Origin of the sequence: Streptomyces sp. URMC 127, assembly GCF_051386535.1 — a bacterium.
GTDB lineage: Bacteria > Actinomycetota > Actinomycetes > Streptomycetales > Streptomycetaceae > Streptomyces.
In genome coordinates, this window is the sequence record NZ_JBPQTW010000019.1 from 39961 (window position 1) to 61462 (window position 21502).

The window sequence follows — 21502 nt, forward strand, 5'->3', positions numbered from 1 at the left end:
GGCGAGGCTTGCCCCATGCGTCCCCTGCACCTCTCCCTCGCCGTTCTCGTCGCCGCCGTCTGGGGCGTCAACTTCGTCGTCATCGACTTCGGCCTCGCCCACTTCCCGCCGCTGCTCTTCTCCGCCCTGCGCTTCCTCGCCGCGGCCGTACCGGCCGTCCTGGTCGTCGGCCGCCCGCACGTGCGGTGGCGCTGGATCGTCGCCGTCGGACTCGTCCTGGGCGTCGGCAAGTTCGGCCTGCTGTTCACCGGCATGCACCTGGGGATGCCCGCCGGCCTGTCCTCGCTCGTCCTGCAGGCCCAGGCCGTCTTCACCGCCCTGCTCGCCACGGCCGTCCTCGGCGAACGCCTCGGGCGCACCCGCGTGCTGGGCATGGGCGTCGCCCTCGCGGGCATCGCCGTGGCGGCCGTCGACGAGGGCACGTCCGGGCCGCTGCTCGGCTTCGCCCTCGTCGTGACCGCGGCCGCCCTGTGGGGCGTCTCCAACGTCATCACCCGCAAGGCGGCGCCGCCCGACGCGCTCAACTTCATGGTCTGGGCGAGCACCGTCCCCGTCCTGCCCCTCCTGCTGCTCTCGCTCCTCTTCGAGGGCCCCCGGGCGGACGCCGAAGCGCTGCGGTCCCTCGACTGGAGCGGTGCCGGAGCGATCCTCTTCGTGGCCTGGGTCTCCACCGTCCTCGGCTTCGGCGCCTGGGGCTTCCTGCTGCGCACCTACGACGCCTCGGCCGTCGCGCCCTTCAGCCTCCTGGTGCCCGTCTTCGGCATGTCGTCGGCGGCGCTTTTCCTCGGCGAGGGGGTGAGCCCGCTGCGCTGGGGCGCGGCGGTGCTGCTGGTGTCCGGGGTGGGCGTCACGGCGCTGGCGGGGCGGCGGCGAGCAGGCGGCGCAAGTACTCCGCGCCCGGCCCGGCCAGTTGCCCGAAGTCTGCCGCCGCAGGATGCCAGCGCTTCTCGTACTCCCAGCACAGCCAGCCGTCCCAGCCCGACGCCGTGAGCGCCCGTACGCAGTCGCCCAGCGGCAGCACCCCGGCCCCCAGCGGCAGCGGCGCCGTGTCCTGTGCCGAGGCGACGTCCTTCACCTGGACGTAGCCCAGGTGCGGCGCGAGCACCGGCAGGCTCACGGCGGGGGACTCCCCGCCCAGCCAGGTGTGCAGGACGTCCCACAGGGCGCCGATGTGCGCGTGCCCCACGGTGCCCAGGATCCGGGCGGCGTCCGCGGCCCGCCGGTGCGAGTCGTGCGTCTCCAGCAGCACGTGCACGCCCCGGTCCGCGGCCAGCGGCGCCACCGCGCCCAGCCGCCGGGCCGCCGTCGCGTCCGCCTCCTCCGCCGGCAGGCCGTCACCGCCCGGGAAGACCCGCACGTGACGGGCCCCCAGGTCGGCCGCCAGGCCGACGAGCCCGCTCAGCTCGCGCAGCACGGCCGCATCGTCACCGGCGGCGGCCACCCGTGCGTAGCCCGCCACCGCCAGGATCTCGACGCCCGCCCCGGCGAACTCCGCGGCCGCCGCCTCCCGCTCCCGCGGCCCGCAGGCGGGGTGCACGGGCTCCTCCGGGTGGGCCCGCAGCTCGACGCCGTCCCAGCCGTGCGCGCGGGCCAGCCGCACCACCTCCGGCAGGGGCAGGCCGGGCACTCCGAGCGTGGAAAAAGCGAGCTTCATGGGAAACGGGTTCCCCCGGGACGGGCGGGAGATGCTCCCCGTACGGCAGAAGAGGTCCTCACAGAGACCCTGGACCGTTACCGACGGTACGTGCTGCCTCCACCGCCCGTGTCCGAGAACCCCGAAATCGCACAAGGGGTAACGGAACGATAACTCCTTGAAAGCGCTGCAACCCTTTGCCGCCCGGGTGGGTCGTACAAGGCATCGGGCTTCCTGGGGAGGGATCCGGGGGGATTCTGAGGAAGCCGGTTTTGGGGGGAACGCGAGGGGGCCCGGTCGTCGGACCGGGCCCCCTCGACATCGCGGCCCCTTCGGCCTCGCTGCGCGGCCCCGGGCGCCGGTTATCCACAGCCTCGAACCGTTGTCGGAGCCTGCCGGTACCGTCGGTGCATGGTCCAGATGGCAGTCGTCGAAGGTGTCCTGGAGCGGATCACCTACGCCAACGAGGAGAGCGGCTATACGGTCGCGCGCGTCGACACCGGCCGCGGCGGCGGCGACCTTCTCACGGTGGTCGGCTCGCTCCTCGGCGCGCAGCCGGGGGAGTCGCTGCGGCTGGAGGGCCGCTGGGGCTCCCACCCGCAGTACGGACGCCAGTTCACCGTCGAGAACTACACCACCGTCCTGCCCGCCACCGTCCAGGGCATCCGCCGCTATCTCGGCTCCGGCCTGATCAAGGGCATCGGCCCGCGCATCGCCGACCGCATCACCGAGCACTTCGGCACGGACACGCTCGACGTCATCGAGAGCGACCCGGGCCGCCTCATCGAGGTCCCCGGCCTCGGCCCGAAGCGCACGAAGCTCATCGGCGCCGCCTGGGAGGAGCAGAAGGCCATCAAGGAGGTCATGGTCTTCCTCCAGGGCGTCGGGGTCTCCACCTCCATCGCCGTGCGCATCTACAAGAAGTACGGGGACGCCTCCATCTCCGTCACCCGCAACCAGCCCTACCGGCTGGCCGCCGACGTGTGGGGCATCGGCTTCCTCACCGCCGACCGCATCGCCCAGGCCGTGGGCATCCCGCACGACAGCCCGGAGCGGGTCAAGGCCGGGCTGCAGTACGCCCTTTCCCAGTCCACCGACCAGGGGCACTGCTACCTCCCCGAGGAGCGGCTGATCGCCGACGCCGTGAAGCTCCTCCAGGTCGACACCGGGCTCGTCATCGACTGCCTCGCCGAACTGGCCGCCCCGGAAGCGGGGGAAGGCGCGGAGAGCGCCGCGGGGGTGGTCCGCGAGCAGGTCCCCGGCCCCGAGGGCGGGCAGCCCGTCACCGCCGTCTACCTCATCCCCTTCCACCGCGCCGAACTCTCCCTGGCCGGGCAGCTGAAGCGGCTGCTGGGGGCCGGCGCCGACCGGCTCGCCGCCTTCCAGGACGTCGACTGGGAGCGGGCCCTGACCTGGCTCGCGGGGCGCACGGGCGCGCAGCTCGCCCTCGAGCAGCGGGATGCGGTCCGGCTCGCGCTCACCAGCAAGGTCGCCGTGCTCACCGGCGGGCCGGGCTGCGGCAAGTCCTTCACCGTCCGCTCCGTGGTCGAACTGGCCCGGGCCAAAGGGGCCAAGGTCGTGCTCGCGGCCCCCACCGGGCGGGCCGCCAAGCGGCTCTCCGAGCTCACGGGCGCCGAGGCGTCCACCGTCCACCGGCTCCTGGAGCTCAAGCCCGGCGGCGACGCCGCCTACGACAAGGACCGCCCCCTCGACGCCGACCTGGTGGTCGTGGACGAGGCGTCCATGCTCGACCTGCTGCTGGCCAACAAGCTCGTGAAGGCCGTGCCGCCGGGCGCCCACCTGCTCCTCGTCGGCGACGTGGACCAACTGCCCTCCGTGGGCGCCGGGGAGGTGCTGCGCGACCTCCTGGCCCCCGGCAGCCCCGTCCCCGCCGTCCGGCTCACCCGCATCTTCCGGCAGGCACAGCAGTCCGGTGTCGTCACCAATGCACACCGCATCAACTCCGGGGCGCAGCCCATCACTCAGGGGATGACGGATTTCTTCCTCTTCGCCGAGGAGGACACCGAGGAGGCCGGCCGGCTCACCGTGGACGTCGCGGCCCGGCGCATCCCCGCGAAGTTCGGCCTCGACCCGCGCCGGGACGTGCAGGTGCTGGCCCCGATGCACCGCGGCCCGGCGGGGGCCGGCACCCTCAACGGTCTGCTGCAGCAGGCGATCACGCCCGCCCGGCCCGATCTGCCCGAGCGCCGCTTCGGCGGCCGGGTCTTCCGCGTCGGCGACAAGGTCACCCAGGTGCGCAACAACTACGAAAAGGGGCAGAACGGAGTCTTCAACGGCACGGTGGGCGTCGTCACCGGCCTCGACGTCGTCGAGCAGCGGCTCACCGTGCGCACCGACGAGGACGAGGAGGTGGGCTACGACTTCGACGAACTCGACGAGCTCGCCCACGCCTACGCCGTGACCATCCACCGCTCGCAGGGCAGCGAATACCCGGCCGTGGTGATCCCGGTCACCACCGGTGCCTGGATGATGCTGCAGCGCAATCTCCTTTATACCGCGGTAACCCGGGCAAAACGGCTGGTGGTGCTGGTGGGGTCGCGGAAGGCGCTCGGGCAGGCCGTGCGGACCCTCTCCGCAGGCAGGAGGTGCACGGCGCTCGATCACCGGCTGGGAATGTGAGGGCGTTCGGGGAGGTTTTGTGAAGGGCCGGACGGCCCCCCTGGCGGGCCGAACCGGCCCCGGAGAGCGTGGATCCGGGGTGGGATTCGTCTCTCATCGGTTTACCAACCGGGGCGAAGGGGGCAGTATGGCCAGGCTGGGCGGCACTGAGTGCCGTCTTTAGGCCCTATGGCCGACCCCGAGTGCACGACCATCGTCCAAATGGGGGAAGGTAGGGGTAGTCAGGGCACCTCGAAGAAGAGGCACAACGTCGGTGAGGGATGACGTGAGCGACAACTCTGTAGTACTGCGGTACGGGGACGGCGAATACACCTACCCGGTGGTCGGCAGCACCGTCGGCGACAAGGGCTTCGATATCGGCAAGCTCCGCGCCGAGACCGGTCTGGTGACCCTGGACTCCGGTTATGGCAACACCGCCGCCTACAAATCCGCGATCACCTACCTCGACGGTGAGCAGGGCATCCTGCGCTACCGGGGCTACCCGATCGAGCAGCTCGCCGAGCGCAGCTCCTTCCTCGAGACCGCCTTCCTGCTGATCAACGGCGAGCTGCCCTCGGGCGACGAGCTGGCGACCTTCAAGGGCGAGATCACCCAGCACACCCTGCTGCACGAGGACGTCAAGCGCTTCTTCGACGGCTTCCCGCGGGACGCGCACCCGATGGCGATGCTCTCCTCCGTGGTCAGCGCGCTGTCGACCTTCTACCAGGACAGCCACAACCCGTTCGACGAGCAGCAGCGCCACCTCTCCACGATCCGGCTGCTGGCCAAGCTCCCGACGATCGCGGCCTACGCGTACAAGAAGTCGATCGGCCACCCGATCGTCTACCCGCGCAACGACCTCGGCTACGTCGAGAACTTCCTGCGCATGACCTTCTCGGTGCCCGCCGCCGAGTACGAGCTGGACCCGGTCGTCGTCAGCGCCCTGGACAAGCTGCTGATCCTGCACGCCGACCACGAGCAGAACTGCTCCACGTCGACCGTGCGCCTGGTGGGCTCCTCGCAGGCCAACCTCTTCGCGTCGATCTCCGCCGGCATCAACGCCCTGTGGGGCCCGCTGCACGGCGGCGCCAACCAGGCCGTGCTGGAGATGCTGGAAGGCATCCAGAAGTCCGGCGGCGACGTGGACTCCTTCATCCGCAAGGTGAAGAACAAGGAGGACGGCGTCCGCCTGATGGGCTTCGGCCACCGCGTCTACAAGAGCTTCGACCCCCGGGCGAAGATCATCAAGGCGGCGGCGCACGACGTCCTCTCGGCGCTCGGCAAGTCCGACGAGCTGCTCGACATCGCGCTGAAGCTGGAAGAGCACGCGCTCTCCGACGACTACTTCGTCTCGCGCAACCTCTACCCGAACGTGGACTTCTACACGGGTCTGATCTACCGGGCCATGGGCTTCCCCAGCGAGATGTTCACCGTGCTCTTCGCCCTCGGCCGGCTGCCCGGCTGGATCGCGCAGTGGCACGAGATGATCAAGGAGCCGGGTTCCCGGATCGGCCGCCCGCGCCAGATCTACACCGGCGTCGTCGAGCGGGACCTCCCGGTCGAGCGCGCCTGACGTCTGCCGCTCGGTGCCGGGCGCCGCGCCTCGCGCGCGGCCGTCCGGCCCCGTAGCCGACAAAAGCCCTGAGAGCCGCCATGGCTCTCAGGGCTTTTCGCATGGGCCTGGAAAAGCGCCCCGCCTCCGATCCCCCCACGGGTCGGAGCGGGGCGCTTCCCGTTCCCCGGTACGGATTCCCCCCACGGGATCCGGCCGGGAGCCTCGGTGCGCGCAGCCGACGCGATCTGCCGGGACGCGTACGTACGGGAGGGCCGCTCAAAGCTCCCCGGGTACGTGCCCCGGCCACGCGTGGCCGGTACCGTCCCCCAAGACGATCCAGCACTGCCCGGTTAGACCCACGACCCCCCGCAATGGTTACGTTGCCATTGCTGTGATCTAGGTCTCCTGCCATAACGGGCGCAGCGGGGCAAGATCCCAATTGTGTGGGTGTTGTGTCACTTATGTGGGTTACGTGTCGGACTGGGGTGCGGTCCGCGCGGGGGGTGTTGCGGTGACCGCGGGGCTCAGACGCGGCCGGTGAGCTCGTAGCCCGCCTCGTCCACGGCGGCGCGGACGGCCTCCTCGTCCAGCGGGCCCGCGGAGACGACGGTGACCAGGCCGTCGGCGGCCACGGCCTTGACGGACGTGACGCCGGCCACGGCGGAGAGCTCCTCCTTCACGGCGGACTCGCAGTGGCCGCAGGTCATGCCGGTCACGCGGTAGACGGTGGTGACGTCGGTGGTGGGCTGGGCGCTCATGGCGGTTCTCCTCGGGAAGATCGGATGTGACACCGTGCGGCAACAGCTTACCCCCCGGGGGTATTCCTGTGGAGGGCGGCAAGGGGCCCCGGGCCATTGAGGCCCGGGGCCCGGACGGGTGTCGGATCGGTTCTTCGGACGTGTGAGTTCTTCGGACGCGTCAGTTCTTCGGATCGCGGCGGGCACGGTTGCCCGGGCGGCTCGCCACCCAGGCGCGGACCGTGTCCGCGTACCAGTAGGGCTTGCCGCCCTCGGTGTGGTCGGGCTTGGGCAGCAGCCCGTGCTTCCGGTAGGTCCGCACGGTATCGGTCTGCACGCCGATGTGCGCTGCGATCTCCTTGTAGGACCAGAGTCGACGGTCGGTCATCTCGCGCCTCTCCGCTGCGCCGCAGCGACGGAGGGGGATCCGTCGGGGGAGCTGCGGCGCGGCCTTGTCGATCACCACGACTTTCGTTCGTTGAACGCGCAGAGTGATCGCCGGTGAGGCGCCGTCGTCCGGCTGTGACGGAAGGACGGTGAGAACGTGACGCCTGTGACAGGTGTATGACCCCGTGTACGGTCCGGTGACGGGCGTCAGGCCGGGGGCGTGACGGTGAGGCGCACCGGGCGGTTCTCCCGCCGGGACGTCTCGCACGCCTCGGCCACCAGGAGGGCGTGCAGCCCCTCGCGGGCAGGGCACGGGTTGGGCGCCTCGCCGCGGGCCGCCAGGAGGAAGGCGGCCAGCTCGGCGCGGTACGCGTCCGCGAACCGCTCCAGGAAGCCGGTCCAGGGGCGCGCGGGCGGGGGCGGCCCGGAGGGCTCCGCCGAGGTCGCGGGCGTACGGGCGTCCAGGCCGACGACCCACTGGTCGAGCTCGCCCGACAGCTCCGTGCGGACGTCGTAGCCCGCGCCGTTGCAGCGGGTCGCCGTCGCCGTGACGAGGGTGCCGTCGTCGAGGGTGAGGAGGGCGGCGGCGGTGTCCACGTCGCCCGCCTCCTCGAAGAGCGCCGCGGACGCCCCGCCGGCCGCTCCGCGGGCGTACACCTCCGTCACCTCGCGTCCCGTCAGCCACCGGACGGCGTCGAAGTCGTGCACCAGGCAGTCCCGGAACAGCCCGCCGGACTGCGCCAGGAACGCGGCGGGCGGGGGCGCGGGGTCCGAGGTGACGGCACGGATCGTGTGCACGCGGCCCAGGCGGCCCGCGCGCAGGGCGGCGCGGGCCGCGCGGAAACCGGCGTCGAAGCGCCGCTGGAACCCCAGCTGCAGCAGCGTGCCCGCCGCGTCGGCCTCGCGGAGCGCGCGCAGCGTGCCGGGGACGTCCAGGGCGACGGGTTTCTCGCAGAACGCGGGCAGGCCGGCGCGGGCGGCCCGCGCGATGAGACCGGGGTGCGCCGCGGTGGTCGCCGCGATCACGACCGCGTCGACGCGCCCGTCGAACACGGCCCCGGGGGAGGGGGCGGCCCGCGCCCCGGTGCGGGCGGCGAGGGCTGCGGCGCGGGCGGGATCGGCGTCCGCGACGACGACGCACTCGACCCCGTCGAGTGCTGCGAGGACGGCAGCATGATGCGCCCCGATCCGCCCGGCCCCGACGACTCCGATCCGCATGACTGACTCCATCCTGTAACCGGGCGGCCGTCCGGCCGAGGCCCCGCCGGTCCTCGCTGGTCCTCGCCGGTCCTCGCCGCAGACGGGGGGCGGTGGGTCATGTGTACAGCGGGGGGCGCGGGGGGAGGGTCAGTTCCTCGCGGGCGCCCGTCGACTGGGCCCGGACGCCCGCCTCGCAGACCGCCGCCGCCGCGTACCCGTCCCACACGCTCGGCCCCTCCGTCTCCCCGCGCCGCGTCGCGTCCACCCAGTGCTGGACCTCGCGGTCGTACGCCTCGCGGAAGCGGTCCACGTAGTCCTGGGCGACGGCGCCGCCCCAGCGCCCCGCGGCGTTGACGTACAGGCCGTGCGCGTCGCCCAGCCGCGCGCTGCCGCGCTCGCCCACCGCCTCGCACTGCACCTGGTAGCCGAACCCGCAGTTGACGAAGACCTCGACATCGGCCACGGCGCCGCCGGAGGTCTCCAGCAGGACCAGCTGAGGGTCGCTCAGGCCACCGGGCGCGGCCGGCGACGGGGCCGGCTTCACCACGCTCACCGCCGTGATCTCCTGCCCCAGCAGCCACCGCGTGGCGTCGATCTCGTGCACCACAGAGTCGTTGATCATCATCGCCTCGGTGAAGCCCGGCGGCGTGGCCACGTTCCGGTGCCGGCAGTGGAGCATCAGCGGGCGCCCGAGCCCGCCGCCGTCGAGCAGCGCCTTCAGCTGCAGGTACTCCGTGTCGTAGCGGCGCATGAAGCCCACCTGCGCCCGCCGGTGCCCGAGCCGGACCTCGGCCTCCATCACCCGCAGCGCGGACTCCGCCCCGGGCGTGAGCGGCTTCTCGCACAGCACGGGCAGGTCCCGCGCGAAGGCGGCCAGCAGCGCCGCCTCGTGCGCGGGGCCGGGCGAGGCGATGAGCACGGCGTCGACGTCTCCGGCGTCCATCGCGGCGGCGGCATCCGTGTACGCGGTGCAGCCGGGGATGCCGTCCGCGATCCGTTCGGCGCGCTCGCCGTCGACGTCTATGACCGCGCTGACCCGCGCCCCGCTGATGACCCGGTCGAGGCGCCGGACGTGGTCCGAGCCCATGCGCCCCGTGCCGATGACCGCGACGCCGAGGACGGCTCCGCCTGCGCCTGCGCCTGTGCCTGTGCCTGCGCCCGTGCCTTCGCCCGTGCCTTCGTGCTTCATCGTGAAAGTCTCCCGGTCTCAGAGGCCGCAACCGCGCAGGAAGCGCCGCGTGCGCCGGGCGATCGGCAAGGGGCGGTCCGGCGGGCACGGGTACATGTCCTGTTCCACGATGGCGAACAGGTCCGCGTCCAGCCGGGAGGCCGCGGCGAGGACGGGCTCCAGCGCCGGAACGCCCCGCGGCGGCTCGCACATGACGCCCTGCCGGACGGCGGGCCCGAACGCCGTCCCTTTGGCCCGGACGTCCGCGAGGACCTCCGGGTCCACCTGCTTGAGGTGGAGGTAGCCGATCCGCTCCCCGTACGTCTCGATGAGCCGGACGCTGTCGCCGCCGCAGTACGCGTAGTGCCCGGTGTCCAGGCACAGGCCGACCAGTGACGCGTCGGTCGCGTCGAGGAACCGCTCGACGTGCGCCTCGGTGTCGATGTGGGTGTCCGCGTGCGGGTGGACGACGATGCGGAGCCCGTAGCGCTCGCGGACCTCGCGGGCGAGCCGCTCCGTGCCGCCGGCGAGGTGCCGCCACTGATCCGCGGTCAGCTCGGGCTCCTCCAGGAGCTCGGCGGTCTTGTCGTCGCGCCAGAAGGACGGGATGACGACGAGGTGCCGCGCCCCCATCGCGGCGGTGAGCTCCGCGACGGGCGCGACGTGCGCCCACGTCGCCTCCCAGGTGCCCGGCCCGCGGTGCAGCGCGGTGAAGACCGTGCCCGCGGAGACCTTGAGGCCGCGCCGCTGCGTCTCGTCGCGCAGGCGGGACGGGTCGGTCGGCAGGTAGCCGTACGGGCCCAGCTCGATCCACTCGTAGCCCGCGTCGGCGACCTCGTCCAGGAACCGCCGCCAGGGCAGCTGCGCCGGATCGTCGGCGAACCAGACGCCCCAGGAGTCGGGGGCGGAGCCGACCCGGATGCGGTGCGGGGAGGGGGCGTTCGCGTCGGGAGCGGGCATGGGCGGCTCTCCTCGGGCGAGGGGCTTGGTTGCCCGTAGCCTCCCCGCAGGGCGGGGGAGTGTCAAGGTTACGTCCTTACATACGGACGTCACGTCAAGATGCCTTCCGTTTGCGTCCGTATGTAAGGACAATGGCCGGAGTCGAGCCGAGCCGAGCCGAGTCGTCCGTCAGGAAGGCCTCGCATGTCTTTCGATCCTTCCGGCCCTGTCAGCCCTTTTGACGTGGTCACCATGGGCCGGGTCGGCGTGGACCTGTACCCGCTGCGGACCGGCGTGCCGCTGGCCGAGGCCGAGACCTTCGGCAGGTTCCTGGGCGGCTCGGCCGCGAACGTCGCGGTCGCCGCGGCGCGGCTCGGCCGGCGCGCGGCGCTCATCAGCCGCACCGGCGCGGACCCCTTCGGCGACTTCCTCCACGACGCGCTGCGCGGCTTCGGCGTGGACGACCGGTGGGTGACCCCCGTCGCCGCGTACCAGACGCCCCTGACGTTCTGCGAGATCTTCCCGCCGGACGACTTCCCGCTCTACTTCTACCGCCGACCCAAGGCGCCCGACCTGGAGATCCGGGCCGACGAGCTCGACCTCGGCGCGATCCGGGCCGCGCGGATCTTCTGGGCGACCGGCACCGGCCTGTGCGAGGAGCCCAGCCGGGCCGCGACGCTGGCCGCGCTCGCCGCGCGGGCGCGGCGCGGCGTCACGGTCCTGGACCTGGACTGGCGGCCGGTGTTCTGGGGCGGCGAGGGCGGCGCGTCGGGGGACGGCGGGCGTACGGGGCCGGCCGCCATGGCCGCCGCCCGGCCGCACTACGCCGCGGCCCTCGCGCACGCCACCGTCGCCGTCGGCAACGCCGACGAGTGCGAGGTCGCCACGGGCGAGCGCGATCCGTGGCGCGCGGCGCGGGCGCTGCTCGCCACGGGGGTCGAACTCGCCGTGGTCAAACGGGGGCCGGAGGGCGTCCTCGCGGTCCACCGCGACGGGACGACGGTGCAGGCGCCGCCCGTAGAGGTGGAGGTCGTCAACGGGCTCGGCGCGGGCGACGCGTTCGGCGGCGCCCTGTGCCACGGGCTGCTGTCCGGCTGGCCTCTGGACCGGACCCTCCGCTTCGCGAACGCGGCGGGGGCGGTGGTGGCTTCGCGCTTGTCGTGCTCGTCCGCCATGCCGACGGGTCAGGAGGTGGAGGCCCTCCTGACCCGCGCTTCCGGAACGTCCGGGGTGGCCGCGACGTCCGGGGTGGCCGGGACGGCCGAGGCGCCCGGGCCCGCCGGGACGCCGGGCGCCTCCGGCGAGGGCCCTGGTACGGGGGTCGGCCCGTCTTGTACGGTGACCGCCGTTTCCGGCACGGAGTCTCGCCTCGCTGGCGGCGATTCGTTGCCGTCCGGCGTGGAGGGTCGTCCCTCCGGCGAGCACCCCGGTACGGGGACCGGCCAGTCTTGTACGACGGCCGCCGTTTCCGGTACGGGGTCCCGCCTCGCTGGCGGCGATTCGCCGCCCTCCGGCGTGGAGGGTCGCCCGTCCGGCGTGAACCCCGGTACGGGGACCAGCCCCTCCGGCGAAAACCCCCGCTCCGGGACCCGCCCCTCCGGCCAGGAGGCCCCGGCTGAAGGCCGGTTCTCGTGAAGGTGGGGATCGGGGAGCTTGCCCGGATTCGGAGCCGGCATCCTGAGGCCATTGCCGAGGCCGCCGCGCGGCGGCCTCGGCGGCCTCTCGTCGGGGAGAGCGGGCGGCTGATGGTGATCGCGGCGGACCATCCCGCCCGCGGGGCCCTCGCCGCCGGTGACCGGCCGTTCGCCATGGCCGCCCGGCCCGACCTGCTGGAGCGGCTGTGCCTCGCCCTGTCGCGGCCCGGCGTCGACGGGGTGCTGGCCTCCGCCGACGTCCTGGACGACCTGCTGCTGCTCGGCGCGCTGGAGAACAAGGTCGTCATCGGCTCCATGAACCGCGGCGGGCTCGCCGGCGCGGCCTTCGAGCTGGACGACCGCTTCACCGGCCCGCGCCCCGAGGACCTGGCCGCGCTCGGCTTCGACGCCGGAAAGCTGCTCCTGCGCATCGACCCCGGCGACCCCGGCTCGCTCAGGACCCTGCACGCGGCCGCCCGCACCGTCGACGAGATGGCCGCCCGCCGGCTGCCGGTCTTCGTCGAGCCGTTCCTCTGCCGGCGGTCGGGCGGGCGCGTCGTCAACGACCTCGGCGCCGACGCCGTCACGACGGCGATCGCCATCGCCTCCGGGCTGGGCGGGACGTCCGCGTACACGTGGCTGAAGGTGCCGGTGACGGAGGACCCCGCGGACATGGCACGGGTGATGGAGACCTCGGCGCTGCCGGCCGTCCTGCTCGGCGGCGACACCGGCGCGAACCAGGACGCCGCGTACGAGCGCTGGCGGTCGGCGCTGCGCCTGCCGACGGTGCAGGGGCTGGTGGCGGGCCGCTCCCTCCTCTACCCGGCGGACGGGGACGTCGCCCGGGCCGTGGACACGGCGGTGAGCCTGCTGTGACGTCTCGCGTGTAAGACCCGCCACGACGCCGCATGTACGATACGTACTCCACGGTTTGTATTTCGGAAGGCGCTCGGCACGACGCCACTCAGCACGGAGGTTCACGTGGCGAAGCAGGAGCGGGCGGTCCGCACGCGCCGTCTGATCCTGGAAGCGGCCGGCGCCGTCTTCGACGAGTTCGGGTACGAGTCCACGACCATCGCGCAGATCCTCGCGCGGGCGGGCGTGACCAAGGGCGCCCTGTACTTCCACTTCGCCTCCAAGGAGGAGCTGGCCCGCGGCGTCCTGGACCAGGCGCTCACCCTGGAGGGCGTCCTGCCCCAGGAGTCGAGGCTGCAGGAGTGGGTCGACGTGGGCATGGTCCTCGCGCACCGCCTGCCCCGCGAGCCCCTGCTGAGCGCCTCCATCCGGCTCTCCGCCGACCGCAAGGCCCGCGACCTGTTCGGCACGTCCTGGCCCGCCTGGATCGACTTCATCGCGGGGCAGCTGACCGAGGCGAAGGCGCAGGGCGAGGTCCTGCCCCACGTGGACCCCGGCGCGACGGCCACCCTCTTCGTCGGGGCGTGGACGGGCGTGGAGATCCTCGCCACCGCCCACGGCGAGGGCGGCGCCCTGGAGAAGCGCATCTCCCATCTCTACGACATGTTCCTGCCCGGCATCGCCGTCCCGGGCACGCTGCGGAACCTGGACACCGCCCCCGACCGCGGGGCCCGCGTCTGGCAGGCCCACCAGGACCAGCAACAGGCCCACCAAGACCAGCGAGCAGCCGCCGCAGCCACCACCTGAGCGGCCCCGCCCGCTCCGGCGCCCGGCTCGCTCAGGCCCGCGCCAGCAGCGGTACGTGAATGCTCACCCGGGTCCCCTCTCCCGGCGTGCTCTCCACCGCGACCCGGCCGCCGATGTCCTCGATGCGCTCGCGCACCCACCGCAGGCCCCCCGCCGCCGGTGCGCACATGACGCGCGTCGCGTCGAAGCCGGGGCCGGCGTCCTCCACGCGGGCGTGGGCCCACCGCCGCGTCACTCGCGTCGTCACCGCCACCGCCGTGCCCGGGGCGTGCACGAAGCTGTTGCACAGGCATTCGCGCACGGACCAGAACAGCTCGCGCCGGGAGGCGTCCGACAGCAGCGACTCGTCGCCCGTGGCGGCCACGGACACCGGCGTCCCGGGCGAGACCTGCGCGGCGAACTCCTCCACGGCGCGTGCCAGCGGCGGCAGTTCGGCCGCCAGGCGGAGCTCGCCCACCAGCTCCCGCGACCGCCCGAGCGCCTCGCGCACGAGGTCGCCGGCCCTGCCGGCCTCCCCGGCGCCGGGCGACTCCAGGTGGCGCAGGGCCAGGGCGAGCGAGGTGCCGAGCTGGTCGTGGATCTCCCGGGCCAGCCGCCGGCGCTCGCGCCAGACCCCGTCGTCCCGGCCCGCGGCGGCACCGCCGCCGAGCAGCCGGACGACCCGTGCCGCACGGCGCGCGGTTCCCGCCCCCCGCGGGTCGCCGGCCGCCAGCACCTCCTGGAGCGCACACTCCAGCAGCAGGCCCGCGGCCGCTTCCGGGATCCGGGTGTCCGCGCGCATCGCCGCCGGGGCCCGCCAGGCGTCCGCGGGCGCCCGGCCGCCCCGCTCGGCGGCGGCTTCCGCCGCGGCCAGCACGCACCGGGCGTGCAGGACGAGGGAGGTACGCAGCGTGGGCGCGTCGCACCCGAGGTCCTGCAGGACGCCGGGCAGGGCCGCTTCGTAGCGGCGCATCACCGCGGCCGTGTCCACGCCGAGGGCGCTCCCGGCCGCGGGCCGCCGCCGGCCGGGCACCATGGGCACCACGACCGGCCCGGGGCCTGACTGCCGCACCCCGTGCGTCCCGTGCGTCCCGTGCGTCCCGTGCGTCCCATGGGAGCCGTGGGAGCCGAGGGAGGAGACGGCCGAACGGCCCAGGCCCTCCTGCAGGGCCGTCGTGAAGCCGTTGCCGACCACGGCCTCCAGCAGGGCGAACCCCGACCGGCCGCGTCCCGCTGAGCTGTCCGCGATTCCCACATGTCCCCCCACGTGTGCGTCGTTCCGACCTCAGGGACGCTAACAAACCGGTCAGCCTGTTTGTCAACAGCTTCCGTGAAGGCGGCGTGAAGTTCGTGGGGGAGGCGTGAGCCCATCACGCCCGGCGTCTGTTTGCCGCCTCAGCCGCCTCAGCCCACAGTCGCCTCGCCCGCCTCAGCCCCTCAGTCGCCTCAGCCCTTCCCCGTCTCCCGCGCCCCGCCCTCCGGGCAGCCGGGCGCGGCGGCGGTGCTGCCGGCGGCGCTGAGCGCGCACTCGGTTCCCGCCGGCTCCAGCCGGGCCAGGGCCTCGGGTGCGGCAAGCCGGGGAAGCAGCGCGCGCCACAGGCTGGACAGTGTGGGGCGGGAGAGCCACTCGCGGTCGCGCCGCGCGAGCCCCTCGAAGCCGATCGTCGCTCCGATGATGGTCGCCGTCATGTCCTCGGCCGGGGCGTCCGCGAGGAGCGTTCCCTCCTGCGCGGCCCGCGCCAGGTACCGGCGCACGCACTCCAGCCACTCCTGCAGCAGATCGGTCTCGGAGGCGTGCGCGGTGCGCGCGTTGAGGTGGAAGCCGGCCCGTACGACGACGTCCCAGCACAACTGCTGGGCGAAGGCGTGCGAGGTGTTCACCAGGGCCTGCAGCGCGCAGGGGCTGCGGCGGTGGACGCGGCGGGCGACGGCGTGCAGGATGCGGGCGGCTTCCGCCTCCACCGCCGCGGCCATGGCGGCCTTGGTGTCGAAGTGGAAGTGCAGCGCGCCCGTGCTCACGCCGGCGCCGGCGCTGATGCCGGCGAGCTTGGCCCGGGTGTAGCCGTGCTGGTCGAACGCCTGGGCCGCGGAGCGGATCAGGGCGTGACGGGTGTTCATGGCCCGTACCTGCTTGGTCATGGCCGGCCCTTGGAGCGGTGCGTTCCGGTGGGGCGCGCGGAACCGCGCGCATCCGCGCTGAGCTGCGCGAACGTACGAACATGGAGGGGGGACAACGTCATGGAACCATGAAACCAACTAACTGGTTTTATTTCTAGCTCAGCGCTGTCCGAATACATGAGATATGGCCCTGTTTCTCAGGGTAATTAATCGGATTCTCCCCCTGGTCGGCATGCGTCCCGGTCGGCCGATCCGCGCCGCAGACGCCCCTGCTCGGGGCCGGTTACCCAGGGAAAACCCGCTGCTGACGGCAGATCAGGCTGCCGATGGAAGGCCGCTGCGCCGTAGTCGGGGGCGGCCTCGCGGCGATGGTCAAGACCTTTGACAAACCAGCAGTCCGGTTTGTAATCTCGCGTTGAACGGTCGGCTTAGCGGCCCCAGCGCCGCGCGAAAGTGCAGGAGCAGTGGATGAACCAGCAAGCCCTCACCACGTCTCTCGACCCCCACATACGCCGCGCGTCACGATCAGCGCGCCTGCCCCGGCCGCGCTCCGGCTCCGGCGCCGCGGCCGGCCAGGGCGTGCGGAACGGCCGGACCGAAGCCCCCGGGGCCGAGGACACCGTGCGCGTCCTGGTGGTCGAGAGCGACGCCCGAGCCGCCGAGACCCTGGTCCAGGGGCTCCGCCGGCACGGATACGACACCGCCGTCGCCGGCACCGGCAGCAAGGCCCTGGAGGTCTACGGCGACGCGGACCTCGTCCTCCTCGACCTCGAACTGCCCGACCTCGACGGCCTGGAGATCTGCCGCGCCGTAAGAGCCGCCAGTGACGTGCCCGTCATCGCCGTCACCGCCCGCGCCAGCGAGCTCGACCGGGTCCTCGGCCTGCAGGCCGGCGCCGACGACTACGTCGTCAAGCCGTACGGCTTCCGCGAGCTGATGGCCCGCATGGAGGCCGTCATGCGCCGCGCGCGCCCCGGCCGCGACCGCTCCGCCTCCGTCATCACCGCCGGCCCGCTCACCATCGACGCGGGAACGCGCGAAATACGCCTCGGCGGCCGCCGCATCGAGGTGACCCGCAAGGAATTCGACCTCCTCCACCTCCTCGCCTCGCAGCCGAAGAAGGTCGTCTCCCGCAAGGAACTGATGACGCAGGTCTGGGACGACACCTGCTCCCGGCCCGGGCGCACCATCGACACCCATGTCAGCGGCCTGCGCGGCAAGCTCGGTTCGGCCGACTGGATCATCACCGTGCGCGGCGTTGGATTCCGCTTCGGATACCTCGGCGACACCGCCCAGCATTTCACGGAAAACGTCCAGGAGGTGCAGCGTGGCACGGCTCTGACGATCGCCTGACACAGTTCACCAAGGTCTGATGGGGGATACCTTGACGGTAAGTCAGCAATTCCAGATGCTTTTCGCACGGCAACGCTGCCGCAGCGACGGGGAACGGGACGTCACACGAGGACTTCCCGGCCGCCCCGCCTTCCGGCCACCCGCTCCCGCCCCGCGCACCGCTGTGCGTGCCGCGGCCCCGGCGCTTCGCACGCCGGCCGTGGCGACCACGGTGCCCGCGGCGCCCCAGCCGTTCGCCCGCACGCTGCCATGACGCGCACCGCGGGCCCGCACCCGGCCGACGACCTGGAACTTCCCGACGACACCGCGAGGCAGACCGCCATGGACCACGCACCCTCCGGCGCCACCGCACCGGAGCGCCCCGTACCGCCCGAAGCAGCCCCCGCCCCGCTGCCCCTCGTCCTCTCCGCCGGCTCCGAGGAGGAACTGCGCACGCGCGCCGCGGCCCTGCGCGACCTCCTGGCCGGCACGGCCGGCCCCCTCGGCACGGCAGGCCCCCTCGGCACGGCCGGCCCCGCCGATCTCGACGGCGCCGCCGAAAATGCCGACGCCCCGGACCCGGCGGCCGTGGCCCTCGCCCTGTCCTCCCGCGCCGGTGACGGCCCCCACCGCGCCGTCCTCCTCACCGGCGGCCGCGACGACGCCCTGAGCGGCCTGGACGCCCTCGCCGCCGGCACCGCCGCCCCCGGCCTCGCGACCGGCACGGCCCAGGACGGCGCCCTCGCCTTCCTCTTCACCGGACAGGGCGCCCAGCGCCCGCGGATGGGCGCCGAGCTGCGCGCCGCCTTCCCGGTCTTCGCCGAGGCCTTCGACGAGGTCTGCCACGTCCTCGACCCGCACCTGCCCCGCCCCCTGCGCGAGGTGATCGACAGCGGCGACGCGGAGCTGCTGAGCCGCACCGAGTACACGCAGCCCGCGACGTTCGCCGTCGAAGTGGCGCTGTACTGGCTGCTGGAGAGCTGGGGCGTGCGCCCCGACGTGCTGGCCGGGCACTCCATCGGCGAGATCGCCGCCGCCCACGCCGCGGGCGTGCTCTCGCTGCAGGACGCCGCGCGCCTCGTGGCCGTACGCGGCCGGCTGATGCAGGCCCTGCCCGCCGGGGGCGTGATGACCGCCGCCCTCGCCTCCGCCGCCGACGTCGCGCCCCACCTGGAGGGCCGTACCGGCACCGCGGGCATCGCCGCCGTCAACGGGCCGACGTCCGTGGTGCTGGCCGGTGCCGCGGAGACCGTCGGGGAGATCGCCGCCGAGCTGGCCGCCGCCGGCCGCAAGACCCGCGGGCTGCCCGTCAGCCACGCCTTCCACTCGCCGCTGATGGAGCCCGTCCTCGCCGACTTCCGCGCCGCCATCGAGGACATCGCCTTCCACAGCCCGCGCATCCCGCTGGTCTCCACCGTCACCGGCCGCCCCGTCTCGCCGGACGAGATGTGCACGCCCGGCTACTGGGTCGACCACATCCGCGCGACCGTCCGCTTCGCCGACGCCATGGCCACCCTGGAGGCCCGGGGCACCACCACCTACCTGGAGGTCGGCCCCGACGCGATCCTCACCAGCATGGGCAAGTCCTGCCTGACGCCCGGTCGCCCGGCGGCCCTGCTGCCCACCGTGCGGCGCGCCCGCCCCGAGGCGCCCACGCTGCTGGCCTCGCTCGCCCAGGCGTACGTCCGCGGCGCCCACGTCGCGTGGAGCGCCTGCTTCGCCGGCAGCTCCGTACGGCCCGCGGAGCTGCCCGCCCACCTCGTCCCCGCCGAACCCCTGCCCGCCCTTACGGGCTCGCCGGCCCCTCTGGAGAAGTGAACTCATCGTGCGCAAGGTGCTCATCGCCAACCGTGGCGAAATCGCTGTCCGCGTAGCTCGTGCGTGCCGGGACGCCGGGATCGCCAGTGTGGCGGTCTATGCGGATCCGGACCGGGACGCGTTGCATGTCCGCGTTGCTGATGAGGCGTATGCGCTGGGTGGTGACACCCCGGCCACGAGTTACCTCGATGTGGCCAAGGTGCTGGCCGCGGCCGCCGAGTCGGGCGCGGATGCGATCCACCCGGGTTACGGGTTCCTTTCCGAGAACGCCGACTTCGCGCAGGCGGTCCTGGATGCGGGGCTGACGTGGATCGGTCCGCCGCCGCAGGCGATTAGGGACCTGGGTGACAAGGTGGCGGCCCGTCACATCGCCCAGCGCGCCGGCGCCCCCCTCGTCGCGGGCACCCCCGACCCGGTCTCCGGCGCCGACGAGGTCGTCGCGTTCGCCGAGGAGCATGGGCTGCCGATCGCGATCAAGGCGGCGTTCGGTGGCGGCGGGCGGGGCCTGAAGGTCGCCCGCACCCTCGAAGAAGTCCCCGAGCTCTACGACTCCGCCGTGCGTGAGGCGGTGGCGGCGTTCGGGCGGGGGGAGTGCTTCGTCGAGCGCTACCTCGACCGGCCGCGGCATGTGGAGACGCAGTGCCTGGCCGACAAGCACGGCAACGTCGTCGTGGTCTCCACCCGTGACTGCTCCCTGCAGCGCCGTCACCAGAAGCTCGTCGAGGAAGCCCCGGCGCCGTTTTTGTCGGCGGAGCAGAACGCCGAGCTTTACCGCGCCTCCAAGGCCATCCTGCGTGAGGCCGGGTATGAGGGTGCGGGCACGTGTGAGTTCCTGGTGGGGCAGGACGGCACGATCTCCTTCCTGGAGGTCAACACCCGCCTGCAGGTCGAGCACCCGGTTACTGAGGAGGTCACCGGTATCGACCTGGTGCGGGAGATGTTCCGCATCGCTGATGGTGAGGAGCTCGGCTACGACGACCCGCCGCTGCGGGGCCACGCGTTTGAGTTCCGTATCAACGGTGAGGACCCGGGCCGTAACTTCCTGCCCGCCCCCGGCACGGTGACCCGCTTCGATCCGCCGACGGGTCCGGGTGTGCGTCTGGATGCGGGGGTGGAGGCCGGGAGTGTGATCGGTCCGGCGTGGGACTCGCTGCTGGCCAAGCTGATCGTCACCGGCGCCACCCGCGAGCAGGCCCTGCAGCGCGCGGCGCGTGCGCTGGGGGAGTTCCAGGTCGAGGGGATGGCGACCGCGATCCCCTTCCACCGGGCTGTGGTCGCCGACCCGGCGTTCACCTCGGACCCGTTCTCCGTGCACACGCGGTGGATCGAGACGGAGTTCACCAACACCATCGAGCCGTTTGCTGGTGCCGGTGCGGTTGAGGAGGAGGGTGAGCCCGAGGGCCGCGAGACCGTGGTGGTCGAGGTCGGGGGGAAGCGTCTGGAGGTGTCGCTGCCGTCGTCGCTGGGGATGACGCTGGCGCGGACGGCGGCTGCGGGTGGGGCGAAGCCGAAGCGGCGGGCGGCGAAGAAGGCCGGCTCTGCTGCGTCGGGTGATGCGCTGACCTCGCCGATGCAGGGCACGATCGTGAAGGTCGCGGTCGAGGAGGGCCAGGAAGTCGCCGCGGGTGAACTGATCGTCGTGCTTGAGGCGATGAAGATGGAACAGCCGCTGAACGCGCACCGCGCGGGCACCGTCAAGGGCATCACCGCCGAAGTCGGCGCGTCCGTCTCCTCCGGCGCCGTCATCTGCGAAATCAAGGACTGACCCACGGACCACTGGCCTACGGAAGAACGAAGGACTTGCCGGCATGAGCACCCTCGCCCTGGCCCCCGTCTCCGCCGGGGAGGGGGGCCCGCGGGTCCCCGCGTCGCTCCCCGCACCCGTCCCGGTGCACCGCGCCGTCGCGCGGCAGGCGGCGCTCCATCCCTCGCGCACAGCCGTCCGCGCCCATGACGGCGTCCTGTCCTACGGCGGACTCGACCAGCGGGCCAACCACCTCGCCCACCGCCTGCGGACGCACGGCGTACGGGACGGCGACACCGTCGCCGTGTGCCTGGAGTCCTCCGCCCGCCTGCTCGTGGCCGTGCTCGGCGTGCTCAAGGCCGGCGCGGCCTACGCCCTGCTCGATCCCGGGCACGTGCGCGACGGCAGTGTCGCGCCGTTCCTCCGTGCCACGGGGGCCCGGGTGCTCGTGACGCAGGAGCTGTTCGCGGGCGCCCTCGGTGGTGGTGGCCGGGTGACCGTGCTCCCCGGCGGCACCCCCGCCTCCTCCACCGCGGTCCTCCCGCCGGCCTCCGACGTCACGCACGCCGACATCGCGTACGTCCTGCCCGCCGGGGGAGGCCGGGGCGACCGGGGGGTGGGCGTGCCGCACGTCGTCGTCGACCGCCTGGCCGCGGACGGCCGCTTCCTGCCGGTCGTCGCCGGCGACGCGGTCCTGCAGTACGCACCGGCGGTCGCCGACGGCACCGCCCTGGCGCTGTGGGCGCCGCTGATGGCCGGAGCGCGGGTGGTCCTGCCCCCGCCCGGCGAGCTCACCCCGTACGAACTGGCCGCCCTCGCCCGCGAGGAGCGTGCCGCCGTCCTGCGCGTGGCCTCGCGGCACGTGCCGGAGCTGATCGAGGCGGGCGTCCTGCCGGGCCTGCGGGGTCTGCGGTGCCTGGTGGTGGCGGGGGACGCCCTCCCGCCCGCCGAGGCCGCCCGCGGCGCCGGCCTCCTGC

16 protein-coding genes and 2 pseudogenes are annotated in these 21502 nt (G+C 73.4%); 10 read left to right on the top strand and 8 right to left on the bottom strand.

All coding sequences use genetic code 11. From position 1 onward, the window contains the following. The first annotated feature begins 15 nt into the window (after positions 1-15). Positions 16-990, top strand: coding sequence for an EamA family transporter (locus tag ACSNOH_RS07355; RefSeq protein WP_436720385.1), 975 nt, complete (start codon positions 16-18; stop codon positions 988-990). On the opposite strand, the pseudogene ACSNOH_RS07360 reads toward ACSNOH_RS07355, so the two are convergent. After that, positions 872-1654, bottom strand: a pseudogene (locus ACSNOH_RS07360) (sugar phosphate isomerase/epimerase family protein); the annotation flags it as partial. The gene ACSNOH_RS07355 and the pseudogene ACSNOH_RS07360 overlap by 119 nt on opposite strands. A 390-nt stretch (positions 1655-2044) precedes the next feature. Here ACSNOH_RS07360 and recD2 point away from each other — a divergent pair. Both recD2 and ACSNOH_RS07370 read left to right on the top strand, forming a co-directional pair. Then, a complete protein-coding gene (gene recD2 / locus ACSNOH_RS07365) occupies positions 2045-4273 on the top strand; it encodes an SF1B family DNA helicase RecD2 (RefSeq protein WP_436720386.1) in 2229 nt (742 codons plus the stop codon). Between the two features lie 265 nt (positions 4274-4538). Next, the gene (locus ACSNOH_RS07370; protein ID WP_436720387.1) at positions 4539-5825 is read left to right on the top strand and encodes a citrate synthase; all 1287 of its coding nucleotides are present in this window, start codon (positions 4539-4541) and stop codon (positions 5823-5825) included. Positions 5826-6331: 506 nt separating this feature from the next. On the opposite strand, the gene ACSNOH_RS07375 is transcribed toward ACSNOH_RS07370, so the two are convergent. From ACSNOH_RS07375 to ACSNOH_RS07395, 5 genes are all read right to left on the bottom strand, one after another. Continuing rightward, complete coding sequence (locus ACSNOH_RS07375) at positions 6332-6598, bottom strand: heavy-metal-associated domain-containing protein (protein ID WP_436720388.1); 267 nt, start codon at positions 6596-6598, stop codon at positions 6332-6334. 127 nt (positions 6599-6725) lie between these two features. Further along, on the bottom strand, positions 6726-6932 hold the full coding sequence (locus tag ACSNOH_RS07380; protein WP_194960169.1) for a helix-turn-helix transcriptional regulator: 207 nt from the start codon (positions 6930-6932) through the stop codon (positions 6726-6728). Positions 6933-7138: 206 nt separating this feature from the next. After that, positions 7139-8149, bottom strand: a complete 1011-nt coding sequence (locus ACSNOH_RS07385) for a Gfo/Idh/MocA family protein (RefSeq protein ID WP_436720389.1) — start codon at positions 8147-8149, stop codon at positions 7139-7141. A 97-nt stretch (positions 8150-8246) separates the two neighbouring features. Further along, on the bottom strand, positions 8247-9320 hold the full coding sequence (locus ACSNOH_RS07390) for a Gfo/Idh/MocA family protein (RefSeq protein WP_436720390.1): 1074 nt from the start codon (positions 9318-9320) through the stop codon (positions 8247-8249). An 18-nt stretch (positions 9321-9338) separates the two neighbouring features. Beyond that, positions 9339-10259 (bottom strand): sugar phosphate isomerase/epimerase family protein, encoded by a 921-nt coding sequence (locus ACSNOH_RS07395; protein WP_436720391.1) that lies wholly within the window; start codon positions 10257-10259, stop codon positions 9339-9341. 183 nt (positions 10260-10442) lie between these two features. Here ACSNOH_RS07395 and iolC point away from each other — a divergent pair. The 3 genes and pseudogenes from iolC to ACSNOH_RS07410 form a co-directional block, all read left to right on the top strand. Continuing rightward, positions 10443-11444, top strand: a pseudogene (iolC, locus tag ACSNOH_RS07400) (5-dehydro-2-deoxygluconokinase); the annotation flags it as partial. 425 nt (positions 11445-11869) lie between these two features. Continuing rightward, positions 11870-12748, top strand: coding sequence for a Cgl0159 family (beta/alpha)8-fold protein (locus ACSNOH_RS07405; RefSeq protein ID WP_436720392.1), 879 nt, complete (start codon positions 11870-11872; stop codon positions 12746-12748). Between the two features lie 105 nt (positions 12749-12853). After that, positions 12854-13534, top strand: coding sequence for a ScbR family autoregulator-binding transcription factor (locus tag ACSNOH_RS07410; RefSeq protein ID WP_436720393.1), 681 nt, complete (start codon positions 12854-12856; stop codon positions 13532-13534). Positions 13535-13565: 31 nt separating this feature from the next. Here the strand turns inward: ACSNOH_RS07410 and ACSNOH_RS07415 are convergent, their stop codons facing one another. Both ACSNOH_RS07415 and ACSNOH_RS07420 read right to left on the bottom strand, forming a co-directional pair. Then, complete coding sequence (locus ACSNOH_RS07415; RefSeq protein ID WP_436720394.1) at positions 13566-14768, bottom strand: sensor histidine kinase; 1203 nt, start codon at positions 14766-14768, stop codon at positions 13566-13568. Between the two features lie 191 nt (positions 14769-14959). Next, the gene (locus ACSNOH_RS07420) at positions 14960-15652 is read right to left on the bottom strand and encodes a ScbR family autoregulator-binding transcription factor (protein ID WP_436720395.1); all 693 of its coding nucleotides are present in this window, start codon (positions 15650-15652) and stop codon (positions 14960-14962) included. Between the two features lie 447 nt (positions 15653-16099). Between ACSNOH_RS07420 and ACSNOH_RS07425 the strand changes: the two genes are divergently transcribed. The 4 genes from ACSNOH_RS07425 to ACSNOH_RS07440 form a co-directional block, all read left to right on the top strand. Further along, positions 16100-16984 (top strand): response regulator transcription factor, encoded by an 885-nt coding sequence (locus ACSNOH_RS07425; RefSeq protein WP_436720396.1) that lies wholly within the window; start codon positions 16100-16102, stop codon positions 16982-16984. Between the two features lie 249 nt (positions 16985-17233). Further along, positions 17234-18781 (top strand): acyltransferase domain-containing protein, encoded by a 1548-nt coding sequence (locus tag ACSNOH_RS07430; protein WP_436720397.1) that lies wholly within the window; start codon positions 17234-17236, stop codon positions 18779-18781. Between the two features lie 7 nt (positions 18782-18788). Beyond that, positions 18789-20546, top strand: coding sequence for an acetyl/propionyl/methylcrotonyl-CoA carboxylase subunit alpha (locus ACSNOH_RS07435; protein WP_436720398.1), 1758 nt, complete (start codon positions 18789-18791; stop codon positions 20544-20546). Positions 20547-20589: 43 nt separating this feature from the next. Continuing rightward, a partial coding sequence (locus ACSNOH_RS07440) for an AMP-binding protein (protein ID WP_436720399.1) occupies positions 20590-21502 on the top strand: 913 nt, incomplete at its 3' end.

Coding starts and splice junctions, on each gene's coding strand:
- ACSNOH_RS07355 (WP_436720385.1), top strand. CDS start 16: ATGCGTCCCCTGCACCTCTCCCTCGCCGTTCTCGTCGCCGCCGTCTGG.
- recD2 (WP_436720386.1), top strand. CDS start 2,045: ATGGTCCAGATGGCAGTCGTCGAAGGTGTCCTGGAGCGGATCACCTAC.
- ACSNOH_RS07380 (WP_194960169.1), bottom strand. CDS start 6,932: ATGACCGACCGTCGACTCTGGTCCTACAAGGAGATCGCAGCGCACATC.
- ACSNOH_RS07385 (WP_436720389.1), bottom strand. CDS start 8,149: ATGCGGATCGGAGTCGTCGGGGCCGGGCGGATCGGGGCGCATCATGCT.
- ACSNOH_RS07390 (WP_436720390.1), bottom strand. CDS start 9,320: ATGAAGCACGAAGGCACGGGCGAAGGCACGGGCGCAGGCACAGGCACA.
- ACSNOH_RS07395 (WP_436720391.1), bottom strand. CDS start 10,259: ATGCCCGCTCCCGACGCGAACGCCCCCTCCCCGCACCGCATCCGGGTC.
- ACSNOH_RS07420 (WP_436720395.1), bottom strand. CDS start 15,652: ATGACCAAGCAGGTACGGGCCATGAACACCCGTCACGCCCTGATCCGC.
- ACSNOH_RS07425 (WP_436720396.1), top strand. CDS start 16,100: ATGAACCAGCAAGCCCTCACCACGTCTCTCGACCCCCACATACGCCGC.
- ACSNOH_RS07430 (WP_436720397.1), top strand. CDS start 17,234: ATGACGCGCACCGCGGGCCCGCACCCGGCCGACGACCTGGAACTTCCC.